The 22,313-nt window shown below is 52.0% G+C and carries 17 protein-coding genes; 10 read left to right on the forward strand and 7 right to left on the reverse strand.

The genetic code is table 11. The features are described from left to right. The first annotated feature begins 8 nt into the window (after nt 1-8). The 4 genes from ABD843_RS10450 to ABD843_RS10465 all read left to right on the forward strand — a co-directional run bounded on the left by ABD843_RS10450 (nt 9) and on the right by ABD843_RS10465 (nt 4,005). A complete protein-coding gene (locus ABD843_RS10450) occupies nt 9-458 on the forward strand; it encodes a FixH family protein (protein WP_345082639.1) in 450 nt (149 codons plus the stop codon). Next, a complete protein-coding gene (locus ABD843_RS10455; protein ID WP_345082642.1) occupies nt 455-1,165 on the forward strand; it encodes a sulfite exporter TauE/SafE family protein in 711 nt (236 codons plus the stop codon). Before ABD843_RS10450 ends, ABD843_RS10455 begins: the two co-directional genes overlap by 4 nt. 141 nt (nt 1,166-1,306) lie before the next feature. Beyond that, on the forward strand, nt 1,307-2,938 hold the full coding sequence (locus ABD843_RS10460) for a sensor histidine kinase (RefSeq protein WP_345082645.1): 1,632 nt from the start codon (nt 1,307-1,309) through the stop codon (nt 2,936-2,938). Nucleotides 2,939-2,946: 8 nt separating this feature from the next. Then, nucleotides 2,947-4,005 (forward strand): response regulator, encoded by a 1,059-nt coding sequence (locus tag ABD843_RS10465; protein ID WP_345082648.1) that lies wholly within the window; start codon nt 2,947-2,949, stop codon nt 4,003-4,005. A gap of 30 nt (nt 4,006-4,035) precedes the next feature. Here the strand turns inward: ABD843_RS10465 and ABD843_RS10470 are convergent, their stop codons facing one another. Beyond that, nucleotides 4,036-4,782: a Fic family protein gene (locus ABD843_RS10470; RefSeq protein ID WP_345082651.1), complete on the reverse strand. Its 747-nt coding sequence runs from the start codon at nt 4,780-4,782 to the stop codon at nt 4,036-4,038. Nucleotides 4,783-4,844: 62 nt separating this feature from the next. Beyond that, the gene (mnmE, locus tag ABD843_RS10475; protein WP_345082654.1) at nt 4,845-6,236 is read right to left on the reverse strand and encodes a tRNA uridine-5-carboxymethylaminomethyl(34) synthesis GTPase MnmE; all 1,392 of its coding nucleotides are present in this window, start codon (nt 6,234-6,236) and stop codon (nt 4,845-4,847) included. Nucleotides 6,237-6,323: 87 nt separating this feature from the next. Here mnmE and ABD843_RS10480 point away from each other — a divergent pair, with 87 nt between their 5' ends. The 4 genes from ABD843_RS10480 to ABD843_RS10495 all read left to right on the forward strand — a co-directional run bounded on the left by ABD843_RS10480 (nt 6,324) and on the right by ABD843_RS10495 (nt 17,432). After that, nucleotides 6,324-6,812 carry a hypothetical protein gene (locus tag ABD843_RS10480; protein ID WP_345082657.1) on the forward strand — a complete coding sequence of 163 codons (489 nt, stop codon included), beginning with the start codon at nt 6,324-6,326 and terminating at the stop codon, nt 6,810-6,812. A 39-nt stretch (nt 6,813-6,851) separates the two neighbouring features. Further along, nucleotides 6,852-7,304, forward strand: coding sequence for a D-aminoacyl-tRNA deacylase (dtd, locus tag ABD843_RS10485; RefSeq protein ID WP_345082661.1), 453 nt, complete (start codon nt 6,852-6,854; stop codon nt 7,302-7,304). A 453-nt stretch (nt 7,305-7,757) separates the two neighbouring features. Then, a complete protein-coding gene (locus ABD843_RS10490; protein WP_345082665.1) occupies nt 7,758-16,445 on the forward strand; it encodes a T9SS type A sorting domain-containing protein in 8,688 nt (2,895 codons plus the stop codon). Nucleotides 16,446-16,574: 129 nt separating this feature from the next. Beyond that, nucleotides 16,575-17,432 (forward strand): MBL fold metallo-hydrolase, encoded by an 858-nt coding sequence (locus ABD843_RS10495; protein ID WP_345082667.1) that lies wholly within the window; start codon nt 16,575-16,577, stop codon nt 17,430-17,432. A 5-nt stretch (nt 17,433-17,437) separates the two neighbouring features. On the opposite strand, the gene ABD843_RS10500 is transcribed toward ABD843_RS10495, so the two are convergent. The 3 genes from ABD843_RS10500 to ABD843_RS10510 all read right to left on the reverse strand — a co-directional run bounded on the left by ABD843_RS10500 (nt 17,438) and on the right by ABD843_RS10510 (nt 19,406). Continuing rightward, nucleotides 17,438-17,872 carry a hypothetical protein gene (locus ABD843_RS10500; RefSeq protein ID WP_345082670.1) on the reverse strand — a complete coding sequence of 145 codons (435 nt, stop codon included), beginning with the start codon at nt 17,870-17,872 and terminating at the stop codon, nt 17,438-17,440. Next, nucleotides 17,869-18,303 carry a hypothetical protein gene (locus tag ABD843_RS10505; protein ID WP_345082673.1) on the reverse strand — a complete coding sequence of 145 codons (435 nt, stop codon included), beginning with the start codon at nt 18,301-18,303 and terminating at the stop codon, nt 17,869-17,871. Before ABD843_RS10505 ends, ABD843_RS10500 begins: the two co-directional genes overlap by 4 nt. 131 nt (nt 18,304-18,434) lie before the next feature. Beyond that, nucleotides 18,435-19,406 (reverse strand): GlxA family transcriptional regulator, encoded by a 972-nt coding sequence (locus tag ABD843_RS10510; RefSeq protein WP_345082676.1) that lies wholly within the window; start codon nt 19,404-19,406, stop codon nt 18,435-18,437. 181 nt (nt 19,407-19,587) lie between these two features. On the opposite strand from ABD843_RS10510, the gene ABD843_RS10515 reads away from it, so the two are divergent. Together ABD843_RS10515 and ABD843_RS10520 are read left to right on the forward strand one after the other, a co-directional pair. After that, entirely contained in the window at nt 19,588-20,019 is a 432-nt protein-coding gene (locus ABD843_RS10515; protein ID WP_345082679.1) for a VOC family protein, read from the forward strand. Continuing rightward, on the forward strand, nt 20,016-20,240 hold the full coding sequence (locus ABD843_RS10520) for a hypothetical protein (protein ID WP_345082682.1): 225 nt from the start codon (nt 20,016-20,018) through the stop codon (nt 20,238-20,240). The genes ABD843_RS10515 and ABD843_RS10520 overlap by 4 nt, the downstream gene beginning before the upstream one ends. An 8-nt stretch (nt 20,241-20,248) precedes the next feature. On the opposite strand, the gene ispF is transcribed toward ABD843_RS10520, so the two are convergent. Together ispF and ABD843_RS10530 are read right to left on the reverse strand one after the other, a co-directional pair. Then, nucleotides 20,249-20,728 carry a 2-C-methyl-D-erythritol 2,4-cyclodiphosphate synthase gene (ispF, locus tag ABD843_RS10525; RefSeq protein ID WP_345082685.1) on the reverse strand — a complete coding sequence of 160 codons (480 nt, stop codon included), beginning with the start codon at nt 20,726-20,728 and terminating at the stop codon, nt 20,249-20,251. An 8-nt stretch (nt 20,729-20,736) separates the two neighbouring features. Next, nucleotides 20,737-22,251 (reverse strand): T9SS type A sorting domain-containing protein, encoded by a 1,515-nt coding sequence (locus tag ABD843_RS10530; protein ID WP_345082688.1) that lies wholly within the window; start codon nt 22,249-22,251, stop codon nt 20,737-20,739. Between the last annotated feature and the right edge of the window lie 62 nt (nt 22,252-22,313).

Consider the following 22,313-nt stretch of genomic DNA (forward strand, 5'->3'; position numbering starts at 1 on the left):
TCGTTCGTATGACAATAAAATTCGGTTGGGGGTGGAAGATAGCATTGCTTTATTCTTCTTTCGTGGTGATGATGCTGGTGCTGGTATTTGCCAGCACCAGGCAGAAGTTCGATCTCGTTTCTAAAGACTATTACAAAGAAGAAATAGAATACCAGAAGGTAATAGATGCAGGCCGCAACCAGGCGGGCCTTAGTGGTATAATGACCATCAAGGCCAGCGACCTGTCGGTAGAGATAGGTTTTCCTTCGGATCTCGCAGGCAAGCCGGTCGCCGGCACAGTTGTCTTTTATTCTGCTGTGAGCAAAGACATGGACAGAAAATACCCTATAGAGACACAGGAGAATAAAATGACCATAGACAGAAGTGCCTTGCAGCATACCATATACAAAGTAAAGGTGTCTTACACGGTGGATGGAACGAACTACTACAACGAACACGATCTGGACCTTTCGAAATGAGCGCCGATACTATATTCATAGCCCTGCTGATGGGACTGACAGGCAGCCTGCATTGCGCGGGTATGTGTGGCGCCATCATGTGGGCCATGCCGTTCTATTCCTTCAAAGGAGGTAAACGAATGCTGGCATTCGGCCTTTACCATCTCCTGCGCATCACGGCATATGCCGTGATGGCAATGGTGCTGTTCTCCTTCCGCGATCTGTTCAATCCCGGTCTGCAGCGTATCATCTCTATCGTACTGGGTGTGCTATTGCTGGTCGCCGGAATGATCTCTTTCTTCCCCGGCCGCATATTGAAAGGTGTTTCCCTGCCCTGGGCCGGTATTATAGAAAGACAACTGAGTGCTTTCGTAGGTCACCCCCATATGGGTAAGATAGCCGTTTCCGGTCTGCTGAACGGCCTATTGCCTTGTGGCCTTGTATACATGGCCTTGTCGGCCAGTATGTCGCTGTCGTCGCCCTTGCAGGTGCTGTCGTTCATGTATGCTTTCGGGGCAGGTACGGTACCCATTCTTGCCGCTATCGTTTTTCTAAGGAGCAGGCCATCATTGCAATGGCCCGGTATGCGCAGGCTGGCGCCGGTAGTGGTGCTGTTCTTCGGCTGTGTCTTTGTGTTGCGTGGGCTGAACCTGGGCATACCCTACCTGAGCCCTAAGCTGGGCACGGTAAAAGGCGAATTGGTGCATTCATGTTGTCATAAGAAATAAAATGTATGGTGAATGACCAAGGTCAGGCCATTTTCAATAACAGGTAAGGAATTTTATAACATGCATCACTCCAGGCAAGAAAGCGCGGGGGCTATTCATTTTCGTGATTTCGAACTAAATTTGAACATGCCTTTCACTACTTTGAATAACGAAACGTTCCAGGCGTTATTTAACTATGCCAGTATCGGTATCCTCATCGCCAATTCCACAGGTAGTATCCAGATGGCCAATAAATACATCGAACAGCAGTTCGGGTATGAGCCCGGAGAACTCATAGGACAGAAGGTAGAGATACTGATACCCGCGCGTTATGGGACCAAGCATGTAAAGCACCGGGAGCATTATAGCGGCAACCCGCACAGCCGGCCTATGGGATTGGGCATGGAGTTGTGGGGGGTAAAGAAAAGTGGTGTGGAGTTTCCTGTAGAAGTGAGCCTTGGGCACTACAAGATAGAAGAAGAGAATTACTCGCTTGCTTTCATCAACGATATCACGCAACGAAAAGAGACGGAACAGGCCATAATAAAGCTGAATGCCCACCTGGAGCAGAAGGTGAAGGAGGGGTCGCACTCGCTGGCGATGACCGTAGAAAAACTGGGCGACCAGATAAAGGAGACCGAACGGAAAGATGCAGAGCTGGAGCGTGTGAACGCATTTCTGAACAATATATGGAACCATGCGGGCGCCATCATCTTTGTGTGTGATACTAATGGTGTCATTCAATATTTCAACCCGGAGGCCGAAAGGTGTTTGGGCTATACCTCGGACGAGGTAGTGAACAAGAAGAACGCTACCGGTCTTCTTATTGATAGTGAATTGGAGAACAGGTGGGAAGAGCTGCAGATGCTTGCCGGAAAGCCGGTAGGGAAAGGATTCGAGGTATTGAAGGCCATGTCTCTGCTGCACAGGGATAAGAACCAGGAATGGCACTATGTACGGAAGAACGGGTCGAGGTTCTTCGTGTCTCTGAATGTGGCCGAGCTGAAAGATGCCAATGGCGGGGTGTCGGGCTACCTGGGCATTGCCATAGATATATCGGAGAAAAAACATGCCGAGACAGAACTGCTGGCTGCGCTTGAAAAAGAAAAAGAGCTGAACGAGCTGAAATCGAGGTTCGTTTCCATGGCCTCGCACGAGTTCAGAACGCCACTGAGCGCAGTACTCTCATCGGTATACCTGCTGTCGCGGTACATAAATGTAGCAGAGCAGCCTCAGGTAGAAAAGCATATACAGCGCATCATTTCGTCCGTCACCTCGCTGACCGAGATACTGAACGACTTCCTTTCTGTAGGGAAGATAGACGAAGGCAATATACAAGTGAACTTTAAGGAGTACGACATCACAACGCAGATAAGGGATATACTGCAGGATGTGAACCACCTGCTGAAGAAAGGGCAGCAGATAAAGTACGAGCATACAGGCAAAAGCCCCCTGGTGACGCTGGACCCTTCCATGATGAAGCACATTATATCCAACCTGCTTTCTAACGCTATGAAATTCTCGTTCGAGGACTCTACCATACATCTTTCTACCAAGGTGGCAGGCAAGAAGCTCACCATCTCGGTACAGGACCATGGTATGGGTATACCGAAGGAGGACATAGATAGCCTCTTCAAACGTTTCTTCCGGTCATCGAACGCGACCAATATACAGGGTACGGGCCTGGGCCTGCATATAGTGAGCAAATACACAGAGCTGATGAAAGGCACCGTGAAGTGCGACAGCAAGCTGGGCGAGGGCACGAAGTTCACCATTATCTTCACAAGCAATTGATACCATCCATGAAAAAGATACTTGTAATAGAGGACAATGAGGCCATAAGGGAGAATGTGGCCGAGATACTGGAGCTTTCGGGCTACAGTGTGCTGCAGGCACCCAATGGCAAGGCCGGTATAGAGGTAGCGCAGAAAGAGATACCCGACCTTATCATTTGCGATATAATGATGCCGGGCGTGGATGGCTATGGTGTGCTGCATATACTGCACAAGGACGAGGCCACCCAGAACATTCCCTTTATATTCCTGACCTCTAAAAGTGAGCGCAGCGACTTTCGCGTGGCAATGGAAATGGGTGCGGATGATTACATTACCAAACCCTTTGCCGGTAACGAACTGCTGAACGCTATAGAAAGCAGGCTAAGGAAGAACGAACTACTGAAAAAGACCCTGAATGCCGACCTGGAAGGACTGAACGAACTACGCTCCATAGCTACCTCCAGCAAGACGCTGGAAGAGCTGACCGAGGAAAGCAACACCAACAGCTACAATAAAAAGCAGGTGATATATAAGCAAGGCAGTCATCCGCATTACCTGTTCTATATAGTGAGTGGTAAAGTGAAGACCTTCAAGACGCATGATGATGGGAAGGACCTAGTAATAGACCTGTATAATGCCGGGGATTTCTTTGGGTATATACCACTGCTGGAGAATACAGTGTACAAGGACACCGCAGAGGCCATAGAACGTTGTGAGATAGCACTGGTGCCGCGCAAAGAGTTCGAGGCGCTGCTGAACTGCAACCCTGCCATAGGCCGCAAGCTGGTGGCTCTTCTTGCTAAAAATGTTTCGGTAAAGGAAGAGCAACTGCTGGGGATAGCATACAATACGCTGCGCAAAAAAGTGGCCGAGGCACTGGTAAGCATGCAGAAGAAATACCACACCAACAAGAACCAACCCTTTATGGTAGATATAAGCAGGGAAGAGCTGGCCTCTATAGCAGGTACTGCTACGGAATCGCTGATACGGACGCTGAGCGATTTCAAGAGCGAGCACCTGATAGATATACAGAACGGGAAAGTGCTGATAAGCGACGAAAAGAAGCTGGCAAATTTGATACGGTAGGAGATGAGGTGTTTTGTCTGATCACAAAGGCTATCTTAAGATGGATAGATATTTGTTTAAGGATCCCTTTTCTGTTTCCGCTATCAATTGTATAAAATCACTTTTATCATTTTGCGTTTGTGCTTTCTCAAGCGAGGCATAGTACGCCTTCCTTGATGCGGCATCGCCTTTGATATTGGCAATAGGATAGTCATTCTGTAACAGTATGAGATTCATGACCAATCGTGCGGTACGCCCGTTGCCATCGATAAAGGGATGAATGGTCGCCAACTGCTCGTGCATTTCGGCCGCCAGAACTACGGGGTGTAAGGTTGTTTTATTTTCATTGTAGAAGATAAAATAGTCTTCCATCAGCTTTGATAGAAGATATGGCTGCGGAGGTAAAAAAGTACTACCCGATATCATAACGGGTACTTTTCTGTAGATCCCTGCATTTTCTTTATCTATACTCCTTAGTACTATGGAGTGTATCTGCTTCAAGTCGTACTCTGTTAACGTAGCACCGCTTTGGGCGAGCTGTTTTATATACTCTATCGCTTCTTTATGATTAATGGCCTCCAGGTGTTCTCTAAGGGGTTTTCCGCTGATGGTCAGTCCTTTCTCAATAATAAGTTGTGTTTCCTGTAGAGTGAGGGTATTGCCTTCTATCCTGTTACTTTCATAAGTATACTCAATAGCTAGTGCCTCCTGAATTCTTACATTATCCAGGTCGCGATGCCGGTCGAGTTCTTCTTTAAGAACATCTATTTCATGAAGTATGTTATTTTCTGACGACATCAGTTCGTGTCAAATTTATTGCTATCCAAAATTATTGAATGATGAGCATAATGTTTACTCTGTTACTTCCCGATACAGAACTTAGAAAAGATATGGTCCAGCATGTCTTCGGTGGTGACGGTGCCGGTTATCTCTCCGAGGTAGTGCAGGCAGCGGCGTATGTCGGGGGCCAGGAGGTCGCCGGGCAGGTTATTGTCCATGCCGTTCTTTATATCGGACAGTGAGCGCAGCATTTCCTCCAGGGCGGCATAGTGGCGGGCATTGGTCACTATGGTACCCTCGTGTTTTACCTTGCCGCCTGCCACATGTGTATACAGCGCATCTTTCAGGCCCTGTATGTTGTCTTTGTCGCGGGCAGATAGGAGTATCACCTCTTCGCCCGTAAGGCGCTGTACCTCTTCGGCAGCACCGGGCGCAGCCTCATCTACCTTGTTGCCTACCAGCAGGTGAGTGATCCCCAGGCGTTGCAGTTCTTCTGTCTGCCGCAGCAGCTCGGTACGCACATAGTCTGATGTGAGCCATTCGGCCACGTCGAAGAGGTATATCACTATATCGGCCTTCTTCATGGCATCGCGGCTGCGGGCTATGCCCTGCTGCTCTATGGCATCGGTGGTATGGGCGCGTATGCCTGCAGTATCTATAAGGCGGAAGACAATGCCGTTTATGTTCAGCAGCTCTTCTATGGTATCGCGGGTAGTCCCTGCTATATCGCTTACAATGGCCCGCTCCTCGTTGAGCAGTGCATTGAGCAGGGTGCTTTTGCCTGCATTGGGCTTACCTGCTATGGCTACACTTACGCCATTCTTTATGGCATTGCCCAGGCTGAAGGAAGCTGCCAGTTGCTGTGCGGCTGCAGTGATGCGCTCTATAAGCGCATAGAACTGTGTGCGGTCTGCGAATTCCACATCTTCCTGGCTGAAGTCGAGCTCGAGCTCTATGAGGGCAGCGAACTGAATGAGCTGTTCGCGCATTGCGGCAAGATCGTGGCTGAAGCCGCCCCGCAGGTTGTGCATGGCCGCCTTGTGCGCGCTGCTGCTGTTGCTGGCTATGAGGTCGGCAACGGCCTCGGCCTGTGTGAGGTCGAGCTTGCCGGCCAGGAATGCCCGCATAGTGAATTCGCCCGCCTGTGCGGGGCGTGCACCTGCGCCAACGCACAGGGTCACTACCTTTTGCAAGATGTATGCCGACCCATGACAGCTTATCTCTGCCACTTCTTCGCCAGTATAGCTGCGCGGCGCACGGTATAGGCTTACCACTACCTCGTCCACGGCCACTTCCGCATCCATAATACGCCCGAAGTGCAATGTGTGTGTAGGCTGGATGGTGAGGTCCTTTCCGTGGAAAATGGAGGCTACTATCTCTATGGCCCTGGTGCCGCTGAGGCGTATGATGCCTATGGCGCCCTCACCGGGCGGTGTGGCTATGGCTACTATGGTATCGGAATTGTGGTACACCGTGCAAAAGTAACGGCTATATATGAGGTGGCAATACGGTGATGCAATAAACAAATGGCATATGCGTTATATGTAAAAACGCACTTTATGAGACCTGTGATAACTGTACTCCTTGCATTGGTAGCAATAACTACTGCATGCAGGAAGCAGAAGGATGATGCCTCTGCGGCGAACAGTGCATCGCAGGTAGCGGCCAAACAGGACCCTACCACGGTAGCGCAGGGAGATATACTGCGGGTGGACACATTCACCGGGAGCTGTTTGCACTACTCCAGGATAGGATGGCCCAGACTGCCGCTGCAGGTATATGTGCAGCGTGCGCGCAAGGGTGGGCTATGCATAACCGCCAGCGATAAGGTGCGCCAGCGTGAGAACGATACGGCAGATACAGAGGTGCGCTTCTGCTCGCTACCAGGAGCAGGGGAGTATATGGCGTACCTGGAATCGAGCCACCCGGTGTATATCTCTATGCGGAACGATAGCCTGTATATGCTATGGTACTGGGTAGACGAGTTCAAGCGCGCGGGTAAACGTATAGAATTCCCCATATCGGATTTTGCCGGGAGGAAAAAATAATAGAGCGGCGTTCGCTATTTTTGGCGCACAACAGAAAGTATGCGCGCCGTTATACAAAGAGTATCTACCGCCAGTGTGACCATAGATGGCCATGTGCACGCACAGATAGGGCATGGCTATATGGTACTGCTGGGCATAGAGACAGGAGATACTACCGATGATGCCGACCGCCTTGCCGCCAAGATAGCTCAACTACGCGTAATGGGTGACGAGAACGGCCTGATGAACAAGGACGTGGTGGAGACCGGCGGCGATATACTGGTGGTGAGCCAGTTCACCCTGCATGCATCTTACAAAAAGGGCAACAGGCCTTCCTTCATTCGCGCCGCCCGGCCCGAACAGGCAATACCGCTTTACGAATATTTCAACACGATACTTTCCGGCAGAACAGGCAGGCCCATAGCCACAGGTGTCTTTGGTGCCGATATGAAAGTGGCCCTTGTGAACGATGGCCCGGTGACCATAGTGATGGACACAAAGAACATGGAATAGAAAAAATGTGCGCTACCATGCGCATATTGTAGCATAACTTCCTCATATGCTTGCAACCGCACCTCATCTTTCTCCCGGCAGGTTCTGTTATTACACTCCTTCCTGTAGTTTTTAACATTTTTATTAACGTAGAGTTATACTTATAAGGCGATAAGTGTACTATGCATTTCTTACTGATAGTTAATGCTTTCCTGCATGCTCATCTTTGTGCATTTAAATATGTGGCTAATGGGTGGATGTGTTCTTATTAATTCATAATTCATTTTTTAACAGTGTATAGCAATTATTGGCCTGAAATTTTCGGTGTAAAAAAGTAAGGCATGGTGTGCATAGCCGACACACCTGCCCTGCAAAGTAAATAGCCCGGAAAAGCAGTTTACTGATCATTACCCCTTGTGAAAGAAAGTACCGGTGAAAATGAAAGAGTAATAACCAGTAAAACAAACTAATGCTATGAAAGGCACTTTGCTTCGCTATGTAAGGAACCAGATCTCTTTTTTTTATTCCTTCTCCCTCTTATTGCTTTCTGCCATCACTGCTACTGCGCAGGTAACGGGCACGCGTACCATAGGTGTAGAATATCCTACACTGGCCAGCGCCATCACCGACCTGAACACGATGGGTATAGCAGGCGCGGTGACCATAAATGTGCCTGCGGGTCATACCGAGGTAGCCCCTGCAGGTGGTTATGTGCTGGGCAGCGCTGTGCTGAACGCTTCTATATCGGCCACGGCAACGCTTACCATACAGAAGAGCGGTACGGGTGCCAATCCGCTGCTGACGGCGCCTGTGGGTACATCTACATCTGCCGATGGTATCTTCATCATAGCAGGTACCGACAGAGTGACCATAAGCGGTATAGACCTTACAGAGTCTGCAGCCAATACTACAGCCACTACGCGTATGGAGTGGGGATATGCCCTGGTGAAACGCCAGAACACAGCCCCATTCGATGGGTGCCAGTTCGTGACGATACAGGGATGCACCATAACCCTGAACCGGCTGAACACCCCTACAGTGGGTATTTACGCAGGCAACCATATCGCCACATCTACCACGGCACTTTCTATAACCGCTACAAGTGATGCGATGAACGATTGTGCGTTTTACAGCAATACCATACAGAACACCGTTACAGGTATATCGCTGCGCGGCTATGCCGGCGCGGCCAGCCCCTACAGCCTGTACGACCAGAACAATAAAGTGGGCGGCACTACCGCGATAAGCGGTAATACCATACAGAACTATGCAGGCGCTACATCGGGCTCGGGCATAAACCTGCAGTACCAGAACAACCCCGCCGTTGCCTACAACAATATAAATAATATAGCCGGTGGTGGTATGGCCAGCACGGTGACACTATATGGTGTGTATGTGCAGAACGGCACCAATGTATCGGCCGGTATTACGAACAATACCATACTGCTTACACAGGGATCGACCGGCAGCGCCAGCTATGATGTGCATGTGAACTGCTCGGGCACCGGTACTATAAATGTGAACAACAATGTATTATCGGCAGCGGGTGGCTCATCGGGTTCTATGTACATGATATACTTTGGTGGGGCCAATACATATGTCAGTACCGACCAGAACACTTTTTACAACATCAATGTGGGTACGACCGGTACATTGGCATTCGTATATCACAATACGGCCACGTCGCCGGAATATATAACCTGCAACAACAACCGTACAGGTGGCCCCGCCGTGCCGTATGTGAACAAAACCGGTGCAGGTGGCAGTGTATATGGTTACTACAACAATTCAGGATCTACCAGTGGCTATGCCATTCTTAACGATAATGACCTTTCCAACATCATAATGGCGGGTTCGCCTACATTCTATGGCCTCAGCGAGACGAACGGTGGCAGCGGCCAGTACAAGTTGATGAACAATAATACCATTTCTAACATCTCTGCAGCAGGCGGCAGCTTGTATGCATTGCGTATGGGATGGGCGGCATCGGCATCATTCACCAACAATACCGTCACGAATATAGATGCGGGATCGGGCAGCGCCTATGGCCTGTATGTGGTGTCGGGCACTACCGATACGTTGCAGGCCAACAGGGTACGCAACCTTATCTCTGCAGGCGGCAATGTATATGGTATATATGTGAATGGCGGTACCACTGTGAACGTGGTAGGCGATACCATAAATGCACTCTCCACATCGGCCACTACAGGGCAGGCCAACGGTATCTACCAGGCCGGTGGTACTACTGTGAACATTGGCCATAACAAGATGTACGATATAGAGGCCATAGGTACGGGAGGCATAGCCAGGGGTATATACCTGGGCACCAATACCACCATGGTGTACAACAACTATATAGGCGATATACGCACACCGGCATATACGGGTGCAGGCGGTACGCAGCTATCGGGTATCTACATCAATGGCGGTACGGCGCACGACATCTATTACAATACCGTATACCTGAGCGGCGGCAGCACGGGTGCCGACTTCGGTTCGTCGGGTATATACAGCAGTACCTCGCCTACGGTGACGCTGCGCAACAATATCTTTGCCAACTTATGTACGCCCGCAGGTACGGGGCAGACGGTAGCCTATCGCAGAGGAAGCACCACACTTACATCATATGGCAGCGCCTCTAACAATAACTTGTTCTATGCCGGTGTTCCCGGCCCGGCGAACGTGATATTCCATGATGGTACCGCTGCGTATGAGACCATTGGCGACTTCAAGACCCTGGTAGCGCCAAGGGATGTGAACTCGGTATCGGAGAACCCGCCATTCATTAGTACTACAGGCGCTTCTGCTACCTTCCTGCATATAAGCCCTTCGATGCCTACGCAAATAGAGGGTGGGGCAGCGAACATAACGGGCATAACTACCGACTGGGATGGCAACATACGCGCGGGCAACCCGGGATATGCAGGCTCTGGTACAGCGCCTGATATAGGCGCAGATGAGGGGGCATACATGCCCACCGACCTTTCTGCACCGGCCATAGTATATACCGACCTTACCAATACCTGCGCCACTGGCGACAGAACACTGACCGCCACCATTACCGATGCCAGCGGTATACCCACAACAGGTACGCTGGTGCCAAGGATATATTTCAGGAAGAACGCCGGCCCGTGGTCTTCTGCGGCAGGTGTGCTCACATCGGGTACGGCTACCGGCAGCAACTGGAGCTTTACTATATCTACCGCAGCTATGGGCGGCCTTACCATCGCTGATACCGTGAAATACTTCGTGATAGCGCAGGATATAGCGCCCGCGGTGAACATAGGTTCCAACCCGTTCTCGGGGCTTGTGGCCACGAATGTGAACACCATTACCACATACCCTGCCGCGCCTAACAGCTACATGATATTGCCTACGCTATCGGGCACATACAATGTGGGTGTGGGTATGGTATATGCTACCATTACCGATGCAGTGGCCGCTTATAATTCGTCCTGCATTTCAGGCGCTGTTACTTTTCAGTTGATGGATGCCACATATCCTTCGGAGACATTCCCCATAACTATCCACCATAATATCAGCGCCAGCGCTGCCAATACCCTTACCATAAGGCCTGCCACAGGCGTGTCGCCAACTGTGACAGGCGCTGCTACGGCCATCTTCCTGCTGAATGGTGCGGACCATGTGACCATAGACGGCTCGAATGCGCCGGTGACGAACAGTGTTTGCCCTCCGGTGGCCTCTAGCCGCAATTTGACCATAGCCAACACCAGCACCAGTACATCGAGCGCAGTAGTATGGCTGCAGACATCTGCAGATGGGGATTCGGCCACCAATAACATCATTCGCAACTGTAACATAACGGGTAATGCCCCCAACCAGACACTTGCAGGTATAGGGTCGGGTAGCGCTACTATATCGAACAGCAGCACGGGTACGGGCAACCATAACAACCATTATGAGAACAACAATATCTCGCGCGTGCAGATAGGCATCTACTCGCAGGGCAGGAGCGCAGCGCTGAAGAACAATGGTACCATCATCAACCAGAACGTGATGACGACCCCATCGCCTAATGGCATTGGCAGGTATGGCATACTGACGGGCTATGAGAACAATATAACGGTATCGGGCAACAGCATAGGAAAGGTATTGTATACGGGTACGGGCGATGTGAGCGCCATAAGTATGGGCATCACATTCGCTTCGCTGGGCAATAGTGTGACCACGGGCAATGAGGTGACGAACGCAACGATAACCTATAACACCATAGACAGTTTCATTGCCGACAATGCATGGTCTGATGCCGGTATAGCCGTAGCAGGCGCAGCAAGCGGCACCACTACCATAGCCAATAATATGATAAGCCGTGTGCTGGGCCATGGTACGGGTGGTGATATCACTGCGGGTATATTCGTAGGTGGTGTAGCTGGCTCTGTTGTCAATGTGTACTACAATACCGTGAGCCTGTCGGGTACGCTTACAGGCGCTACCTATCCATCGTTCGCTATATGCATTACAGGTAGCGATCCTGCGGTGAATATCCGTGATAATATCTTTGTCAATACCTCGTCTAACGGCTCTTCGTTCTCGCCCTATGCCATAGGGATAGCGGGGTCTGCTTTTACGAACCTTGCCTCTAATAACAATAATTTCTTCAGCTCGGGCAGCGCGCTTGCGGCCACAGGGTCGCTTTCTGGCACCGGGGCATTGGCCACACTGGCAGACTGGCAGACCACCACGGGCGAGGATGCAGCATCGAAGAACATCTTACCGGCATTCATATCGGCAGGTGATATGCACCTGCAACCCATAGTGGCGAATGCACCGCTGCACAACACTGGTGCGGTATTGCCGGTAACTACCGACCATGATTGCGAGAGCAGGAGTGCAACGCCCGATATAGGCGCTGATGAATTTGTGATACCACTGTGCAGTGGCGCTGTAGCAGGTACTGTCACTCCGGCCACGGCTACTTTTTGTGGAGTGGGTACTACTACCATCACAGCCACGGGTTACTCTACTACCCTCGGTATCGCCTATCAATGGCTATCGTCTGCAGATGGTACCTCATGGACCACGATAGCAGGCGCCACAGGCACAACTTATGTAATAAGCCCTGCCATTACCGATACTACTTATTACAGGTTCAGGGCGACATGTACTGTATCGGGTGTATCTGATTCTGCAAGCACTACCGTGATAGTGAACCCACTGCCTGCCATAACAGTAACGCCTGATGGCGGCGGCTATTGCAGCGGTACCTACAGCAGCGTTACCATGACAGCCTCAGGTGCAACCAGCTACACATGGGCTCCGGGTACTGGCCTGTCGGGAGTGACCGGGGCTACCGTTGTGGCAAGTCCTGCATCTACTACAGCATATACGGTAACAGGTACCGATGCCGCAGGCTGTACCAATACACATGTTTCCACAGTTACAGTAACAGCTACACCGCCTGCCGTGGTGGTAACCCCCGCTGCCGATACCATTTGTGCCGGAACGGGTGTGGCGCTTACCGGCAGCTCTATGTTGCCGGATACGGCCTTCCTGGAGAATTTCAATTCCGGCATTGGTGCATGGGTGGTAGAGAATACAGGTACATCATCGCCTGCGCTGACGCAATGGACCAGCAGAGCGGATGGCTATATGTATGGCACTACCACCTTCCACAGTCCCGATGCTACGGCCTTTGTAATGACCAACTCTGATGCGGGTGGCAGCGGCATGACCACACGCACCAGCCTTACATCGCCTGCCTTCTCACTGGCGGGGTATACCAGCGCCACGCTGAACTTCCGCCATTACTACCGCTACATTGCAAGCGATGTGTTCGCAAGGGTAGAGATATCGACAGATGGCGGCGCAACGTGGGCCACGGTACGCGACTACAGGACAGCAGCGGCGACCGTAGGCGGCGCAGCCTCGTTCGGCACAGCTACGCTGGATGTGACGCCATATGCAGGCGCTGCCAATTGCAAGATACGGTTCAACTATAGCGCGGGCTATGGATGGTACTGGGCCGTAGATGCAGTGTCCGTGACAGGTACGGGCAGCTATACCAATATCACATGGTCGCCCATGACGGGGCTGTATACAGATGCGAGCCTTGAGGCCATCTATACCGGTGGCCCTGCAACTACCGTATATGCATCGCCCGCTCCGGGTGTTACCATCTACACCGCTACGGCTACCAATGGAGCCTGTACCAATACGGGCACTACTACCATCACTGTATTGCCACAGCCTGTGCCATTCGTAGTGACAGGTGGCGGCTCTTACTGTACAGGTGGTACGGGCGTTGCCATAGGGCTTAGTGGCTCTGCGATGGGGGTAAATTATCAGTTGTATAACGGAGCAACTGCTGTAGGTAGCCCTGTGCCCGGTACAGGCGCAGCATTGAGCTTCGGTCTGCAGACGGCCGCAGGCACTTATTCTGTGCTGGCTACCAATATGTCCACATCTTGTACCAGCGGCATGACGGGTAGTGCCAGCATTATAGTAGCACCATTGCCAGTAGCGTATGATGTGACCGGCAGTGGCAGTTTCTGCGCAGACGATAGCGGTCTGCATGTAGGTCTCAGTGGTTCCGATACTGGTGTTCTCTACCAGCTTTATAATGGTGCTACTGCAATAGGAGGCCCCATTGCGGGTACAGGCGCTGCGCTTGACCTTGGAGTGCAAACGGCGGCCGGTACTTATACCGTACGCGCCACAAGCGCAGGTACTAGCTGTACCAATACCATGAGCGGCACTGCTACTATAGTAGTGGATCCTTTGCCTGCTGCATATACTATGACGGTGACAGGTGGCGGTAGCTATTGCGCGGGCGATACTGGTGTGCATATAGGTCTTAGTGGCTCACAAGTAGGCGTGTCTTACCAGTTGTACCTCGGCTCATCACCATCGGGCGGAGCTGTGATGGGTACAGGCGCTCCGTTGGATCTGGGTCTGGTCTCTGCCGTAGGTACCTACTCGGTATACGCTACGAATACAGCAACATCTTGCAGTGCCGCAATGACCGGTTCCATACCTGTGTTCATCAACCCGCTGCCTTCTGCATATGCAGTAACAGGCGGTGGTAGCCTTTGCGCAGGTGATACAGGCGTACATATAGGTCTTAGCGGGTCTGAGACAGCCATTACTTATCAACTGATGCTGGGCGGTGTGCCTGTAGGCAGCCCTGTTGCCGGTACCGGAACATTCATCGACTTTGGTGCGGTAACAGTGGGCGGTACATACTCTGTTATAGCCACTACAGGTGCATCTTGCAGTACCACCATGACAGGCAGTGCCACAGTAGTGGTGAACGCTGCTCCGGTAGTGTATACGTTAACGGGTGGCGGTGCATATTGTGTGGGTAGTTCCGGCGCATCTATCGGCCTCAGCAACTCAGAGGTAGGGGTGTCTTACCAGCTATACAATGGCGGTACACCCGTAGGGTCGCCGGTTACGGGTACGGGTGCGCCGCTTGGTCTTGGTACGCATAGTGCGCCCGGCACATACAGTATATCGGCCACCAATGTCTCTACAGGTTGCAGCAGCGCCATGTCAGGTACTACTAGCGTATTCGCTGCTCCTTTGCCTGCCACATTCGCTGTTACGGGTGGTGGTGCATACTGTATGGGTGGCAGTGGGGTAGTGGTAGGCCTTGCAGGTTCCGAGACCGGTGTGAACTACCAATTGTATATAGGCACTACTGCAATGGGCGGACCGGTAGCGGGCACAGGTGGGGCCATACCCTTTGGTCTGCAGACCGTAGCAGGTACATATACCGCTGTAGCCACTAACGCATCTACAGGTTGTACGTCTGCCATGACGGGTAGCGCTACTGTAAGCGAGATACCGCCACCTACTACATATATAGTGACCGGCGGCGGCGCCTACTGTGCCGGTGGTGCAGGGGTAGATGTGGGGCTTAATAGTTCCGATCCCGGTGTGTCTTACCAATTATACCATGGCGGCACAGCCATAGGTGGTCCTGTTATGGGTACGGGTGCGCCCCTCAGCTTTGGCCTGCAAACGCTGGCGGGTACTTATACGGTGCTGGCTATAAGCGGCACTACATCTTGTACCGCTGTCATGATGGGTACTGCTACCGTATTCATAAACCCGACAGTACCCCCAACGGTGAGTATTACCACGGGCGCTACAGGGCCTGTATGTGTGGGTACTACGGTAACATTTACCGCAGTGCCTGTGAATGGCGGTTATAGTCCTGCCTACCAGTGGTATGTGAACGGCATAGCTGCGGGTACGGGTATTGCCTATAGCTATGTACCTGCCAATGGCGATATAGTGCGGGTAGTGATAACCAGCAGCTCTTGCGCTGTGCCTGATACAGGTAGTGCCGCTATTACGATGTCTGTGACCAGTGGTCTTACGCCATCTGTAAGTATAGCCGCATCGCCGGGCCTTACCGTATGCGAGGGCAGCAATGTCACTCTGTCGGCAGTGCCGGTGAATGGCGGTGCTGCACCTGCATATCTATGGACAAAGAACGGCATCAATGTAGCTACGGGCCCTACCTATACCTATGTGCCCGACAGTGGCGATGTAGTGCGTGTAACACTCTATAGCTCTCACCCATGCCGCACGGCAGATAGTGTGGTGAGCAGCGATGCTACTATAGCCGTAGTGCCATTGGTATCGCCATCGGTAACGCTTACAGCCAGCCCGGGTACCACCATCAGCCCGGGCCAAACGGTGACCCTTACTGCTACGGCCGCAGGTGCGGGTCCTGCGCCTGTATACCAGTGGAGCCTCAATTCCGTTCCCATGCCGGGTGCTACAACAAATACACTTGTAAGAAGCTCGTTCGTGAATGGCGACCTGGTGACCGTGCGTGTTACCAGCAGTGGCTCTTGCGCGGGTCTTATAGCTGCACGCTCTGTTACCATCACCGTAGGTGTGGGTGTAAATAATACGGTAAGCGGTAAAATGGATCTGAGGTTGATGCCGAACCCCAACAGAGGTACGTTCAGCATAAGGGGTACTGCCAATAATGGGCTGAGCAACGAAGCTACTGTAGAGGTAGTGGACATACTGGGACAGGTAGTGTACAAGGGCAGCGCGGACATACGCGACGGACAGGTGGATAAACAGATAGTACTGGACAATTCGCTGGCCAATGGTATGTACCTGCTCAGGTTCGCGCTGGGTGGCGAAACGACCACCTTCCATTTCACATTGGAACGCTAGTGACGAATAGCATTTTGCATGACGAGGGGCGCCGGGGATGGCGCCTCTCGTTCATATAGCCTTGTACATCGTCCATAATTCATCATTCATAATTCATCATTCATAATTACTATCCCCTACTTTTGCTACATGAGATTATATTCTGTAAATGCCGGTCATTTCAAGCTGGATGGTGGTGCCATGCATGGCGTGGTACCTAAGTCTATGTGGAGCAAAGCCAACCCTGCCGATGAGAACAATATGTGCTCATGGGCCATGCGCTGCCTGCTGATAGAACATGGGCTGCGCCGCATACTCATAGACAATGGTATGGGCAATAAGCAGGATGCCAAGTTCTTTGGTCACTATTACCTGCATGGCGATGATACGCTGGATAAAAGCCTTGCGCAGCATGGCTTCACCCGCAACGATATCACAGATGTATTTCTCACACACCTGCATTTCGACCATTGCGGCGGCTCTATAGAGCGCGATGGCGATAAGCTGGTACCTGCCTTCCGCAATGCTACCTACTGGAGCAACAAGGTGCATTGGGGGTCTGCAGTGAACCCGAATGAGCGCGAAAAGGCATCGTTCCTGAAAGAGAACATACTGCCTATACAGGAGAGCGGGCAGCTAAAATTCGTAGAGATGGAGGACAATACCGAGTGGATGCCGGATATACGCATACGCTTTGTGAAAGGCCATACCGATGCCATGATGCTGCCGCAGATACGCTGCAACGACCGTACACTGCTATATTGCGCCGACCTGCTGCCAAGTGCCGCTCATATATCGCTGCCATGGGTGATGGCGTACGATATGCGCCCGCTGGATACACTGGCCGAAAAGAAAAAGATATTCAACGAGGCCGTGGCGGGCGACTGGCTGCTGTTCTTCGAGCATGACCCTGTGAACGAATGCTGCTCGCTGCAGCAGACAGACCGTGGTGTGCGCGTGAAAGATGTGATGACCCTTGAGGCATCGGGTATCAATATAGTGAAGTAGGCAGCTTACTCATCGTACTGCACATATACGGGGTTGGCATCCATGGTCTCGCCGCGATACAGCATATGTATCTCATCGAAGTACAGCTTTACGCCGGGGCCGTCGGTCGCTCTTATGAGGCTCTTTATAGAGTCGGTAAGGTCGCCGCCCTGTATATAGAAGGGGCCATAGAAGGGACGTCCCGGCGCTATCATAGAGAATTTATATTCCGTCACCCTGCAGTTGTTCAGGTCGGCAGTGAGCATGGGTAGCTTCAGCACATTGTTGCGGGTAGTAAGTGTAGGTACGGGCTTGCCGTTCTTTACCTCGGGCGGGTGTATACGCCCCAGGCTTATGACAGGTATGCGCATCTTCAGGTCCTCCTGTGCGTTGCCGCTATAGGACAAGGCTAGCAGCAGGGCTATAGCCCCCAATATCCATGCAGTGGTCTTATGCATCATTTGCCGGGTGCAGGGTCTGTATTATAGGTGTACTTCAGCGCAGGCGATGTGGCATCTGTCTCGTGGCAGTTCAGGTGAATGTCCTGTACATGCAGGGTTATGTTCTTCTTATCCTTCCAGCGTTCTATGGCCGCACGCTGTGTTTCGTTCATGGTATTGCCTACACAGTGCATGGGCCCGTAGAAGGTGCCGTCGGGAATGCTCATGGATATGGAGAAGAGCGATACTTTGCAGCCCGGCGAATCGGTGGTGAGCAGGGGATTGGCCATTATCATGTCATAGCTGGTGGCGTAAGCAGGTATATTGGCTATCCATACCCGTGGTGGCGGTAATACATTAGCCTCTGCATCCTTTTTGCTTTTTTTCTTCTGTGCGCTCACTGCCAGCGCGGGCAGCGACAAGATGGCCAGCAGAAATATCCTTTGTATCATATGGCAATATACATAAAGGTAGAGAATGTGCCTTGATGGCGGTATTCATGCCGGGGATATTGGCAGGCATTTAACACATGCCCCGCTTGATGTAGCATGTAGGCCATGTTTCTTTTTCGGTGGGTATAGTGTTATGCCGAGCGGCGGTATTTATTGCGGTATTCTACCGGCGAGAGCCCCGTCACTTTTCTGAATATGGAGCGGAATGCCTTGGGGTCGGTATAGCCCACCGAGTACATTACCTCGTTTATATTGTCCCTCCTCGTCTCGAAGCTCTTCTTGGCAGCCTCCATCTTCACACGCTGTATATATTCTGCTACAGTATTGGTAGTAGCCGCCTTGAAGCGGCGTTCCAGGCTGCGCCTGCCTGTGGCCAGCATATCGGCCAGTTGCTCTACACTTATACGGTCCATATAGTGCTGCTCTATGTACTCCTGTGCCTTGCGTATGGTCTCGTCCTTATGCGTCTTCTGCGACTTGAAGATGATGAATGGCGACTGGCTGTTGCGCATGGTCTCTATCACAAAGTACTTCGATGCCAGTATGGCCATCTCGCGGTCGGTATGTTTCTCTACCAGGTACAGCAGCAGGTTCCAGTAAGAGTTGGCGCCGCCGCTGGAATACAGGCGGTTCTGCTCGGTGATTATCTTATCATCCACCAGTTGCACCTCGGGGAACATCTCCCTGAACAGGTCGGCATAGAGCCAGTGGGTAGAGCAGGCCTTGCCATCCATCAGCCCGGTCGCCGCCAGCAGAAAGGCACCTATGCACAGGCTGGCCACCTCGGCCCCGCCATGGTACTGGTCCACTATCCATGGCAGCAACTCCTCGTTCACGTCCAGTGCCGCATCCACATCGCCGCTTATGGCGGGTACTATCACCAGGTCGGTCTTTTTCACGTCTTTTACCAGCACATCGGGACGTATGGTGAACAGCCCATCATTGAGCGAAACCTCGCGCGCAAGGCCTACAAGCTGCACATGGAAGAGCGGCTCTTTACCCGCATTGACAAGGAAACCATTCACCGCAGTGAACATATACCTGGGGTCTACTATGGCCGCAGGCACCGCAGTATAAGGAACGAGTATGGAGATGTGTACCATAATGTCAAATTTAAATAAAAAGTGTCGGAATAAGCCTTGCAAATGTCGTTGTGTCACCCTATACCTCGTATGCCCAAGACCTAATTTTGTGGATATCTCTTTCGCCTATAAAGAGGTATGCCGGGAGAGTTATATTTTCTTTGACCCACGAAATATTCATTCATCTATAAAAACAAACAACATGGCACAATTAAGTCCTTATCTCACATTCAATGGCAATTGTATGGAGGCTTTCGAATTCTACAGGTCGGTATTCGGTGGCGAATTCTCCGCTATCATGAAGAATAGCGACATACCTGAGGGTGTACCCTCCATGCCCGGCACCGATCCTGAAAAACTGCTGCACATATCGCTACCCATAAGCGCCGAGACAGTGCTGATGGGCTGCGACATGCCTGCCGCTTATGGCCAGGCAGTGTTCGGTACCAATTTCGCCATATCTATCAACACTGCAGGCGAGGAAGAGACCACAAAGCTGTTCAATGGCCTGTCGGCCGGGGGCAAGATAACCATGCCCCTGGGCGATACCTTCTGGGGTGCGTTCTTCGGTATGTTCATAGATAAGTTCGGCATACACTGGATGGTGAGCTACAACAAGAACCCGCAAAAATGATACTGCGAAAAATGATAGAGGTATTCAGAACGAACGTAAGCAGCGAGGAGCAGGCAAGAATGCTGGGCTCCTTGCTTGCCGAACGTTTCGGGCTATCCCGCATCAGCTTCGACCTGGAGGACCATGAGCGCGTACTGCGCGTGGAAGGCCCTGCCGTATACCATGAAAAGGTGAGCGACCTGCTGTACGAGCATGGGTATGAGTGCAGTGTGATGGAGTAAAGTGATGCTTACATACCCTTCTGCAGCAGCACATTGGCAGTAGCCACTATGCCCTCTTCGCGGCCTATGAAACTAAGCTGCTCGGTAGTGGTGGCCTTTATAGATACATCGTCCACTTCCAGGCCCAGTATGCCTGCTATGGTAGTGCGCATGCTGTCCACATATTTCCTGATCTTCGGGGCCTGCAGCAGTACCGTACTGTCTATGTTCACCAGCTTGTAGCCTTTGCTGTTCACCAGCTCATAGGTCTTTTGCAGCAGTATCTTGCTATCTATGCCCTTGTATGCCGCATCGGTATCGGGGAAGTGCTGGCCTATATCGCCCAGGCTCAGGGCGCCCAGCATGGCATCGCATATGGCATGCAGCAGCACATCGGCATCAGAGTGTCCCAGTGCGCCCTTTGTGTGCGGTATCAGCACACCACCCAGCCAGAATTCGCGGCCCTCTACCAGCTTATGAAAATCTATTCCCTGCCCTATGCGATACATATGCGTGTCTATTGTTTGGTTATCTCTATGGTGGTCTCGTATGTGTCCGATATGTTCATTACCGCCTCGTACCGGCCCCTGGGCAGCTCTGCGGGTAAATTGATGGGCAATGTGTTGTCGCCCTCCTGTTTCATCCTTTTGTTGATTATGCCCACTTCCTTGCCTGCCTGGTCATATATCCTTACGGTCACATTCTGGCTGTCCACCAGCTCGTACAGGAGCTTTATCTTCTCCTTTACGGGCATGGGGTATACCAGGCGCTGCTTCTTTTTGTCTGCCATATCCAGTATGCCCAGGTCGGCATCCTGCAAAAAGGTGGTCAGGTTCACTATGGTCTCAATGGCGCCGGGTGTTATGGTCTCGCTCACGCAGTATACCCTGCCATCCAGCGGAGATGTGACGATGCTCTGCCCCGCAGAGAATGCCCCCTTCCGCACCAATGGCGCCTTTATACCGGCCTTGCTGCCATAGCCCCATATGCTGTCCACTTTTCCTTCGTTAGACAGGCGCAGCAATACCTGGCGGCTACCGTCCAGCTCTCCGGTCATTGCTCCCGCTCCCGATAGCACTATGCCACCCTCATCGGGCAGCAGGGCCATATCATCGGCACGGTCGTTACCCGTTACGCTCAGCCGCAGCATCCCGCCGTTGCCAAATGCCGTATCGGCCTTGCCATCCCAGGTATACCTCGCTACAAATAGTTCCTGCCCCTGTCCCTTGGCAGCATAGGTGCCTGCTACCAGCAACTTGTCGCCGGGCAGAGCTATTATCTTCTTTGGCAGTATATAGGCGCCTGTCCCCGGTGTTACCGTAAGCATTGCATCTTTGCCATAGCTCTGGTCTCGGCCGCCATCTGTATTGTAGCGAATGAGTATCATTTCGCCGCCATCATCTATAGCATGGTAGCCACATACCACTATTTTGCCATCCCATTGCGTTACCGCGCCTATGGCCTTGCTGCCGGCGGGCATATCGCTGTCCACACGCACACCATTGCTGCCAAAGCTATTGTCGCGCGCGCCATTGTACATGTGCTTCGAGAGGAAGAACCGCGACTCGCCGCTTGCATAGTAGGTGCCGGCGGCCATCATCCTCTCATCGCGCAGCTGGCAGAGGGCATTCACCTCTGCCGAGTCGCCCACTACGGTCTGTACCGGCCCTTCGAATTCCGCATCCGGGTCACCGTTCTTCGTCAGGCGCACTATAGTGGCCATCTTCTTGCCATCCCGGCTGCAGTGGCCCGCTATCAGTACCCGGTTCCATTTGTCCAATTCTGCAGTGCGTGTGCGGCATTTTGCTGCACCCGAATACAGTGTTTTGGATGTTCTGATGCCATTGTACACATCGTCCTTATCGCCATCGGCAAATAACCGCTCTGAATAAAAGCCACCACCACTGGCAGTGAAGAATATGAGCCTGCTATCGGGCTGGCGCAATACGCGGGCCACACTTGCGGTGTCCTGCATGCGCAGCACGGCAGGTGCCTGCTGGCCATATGCGGTGGCAGCGAATAAGGAGAGCACAAAGCCTCTCCCCAGGCCCTGCCGGCAGGCAGGCAGGCCTCTACAAAGGAGAGGGAGGTGAT

This window comes from Nemorincola caseinilytica, assembly GCF_039540515.1.
Classification (GTDB): domain Bacteria; phylum Bacteroidota; class Bacteroidia; order Chitinophagales; family Chitinophagaceae; genus Nemorincola; species Nemorincola caseinilytica.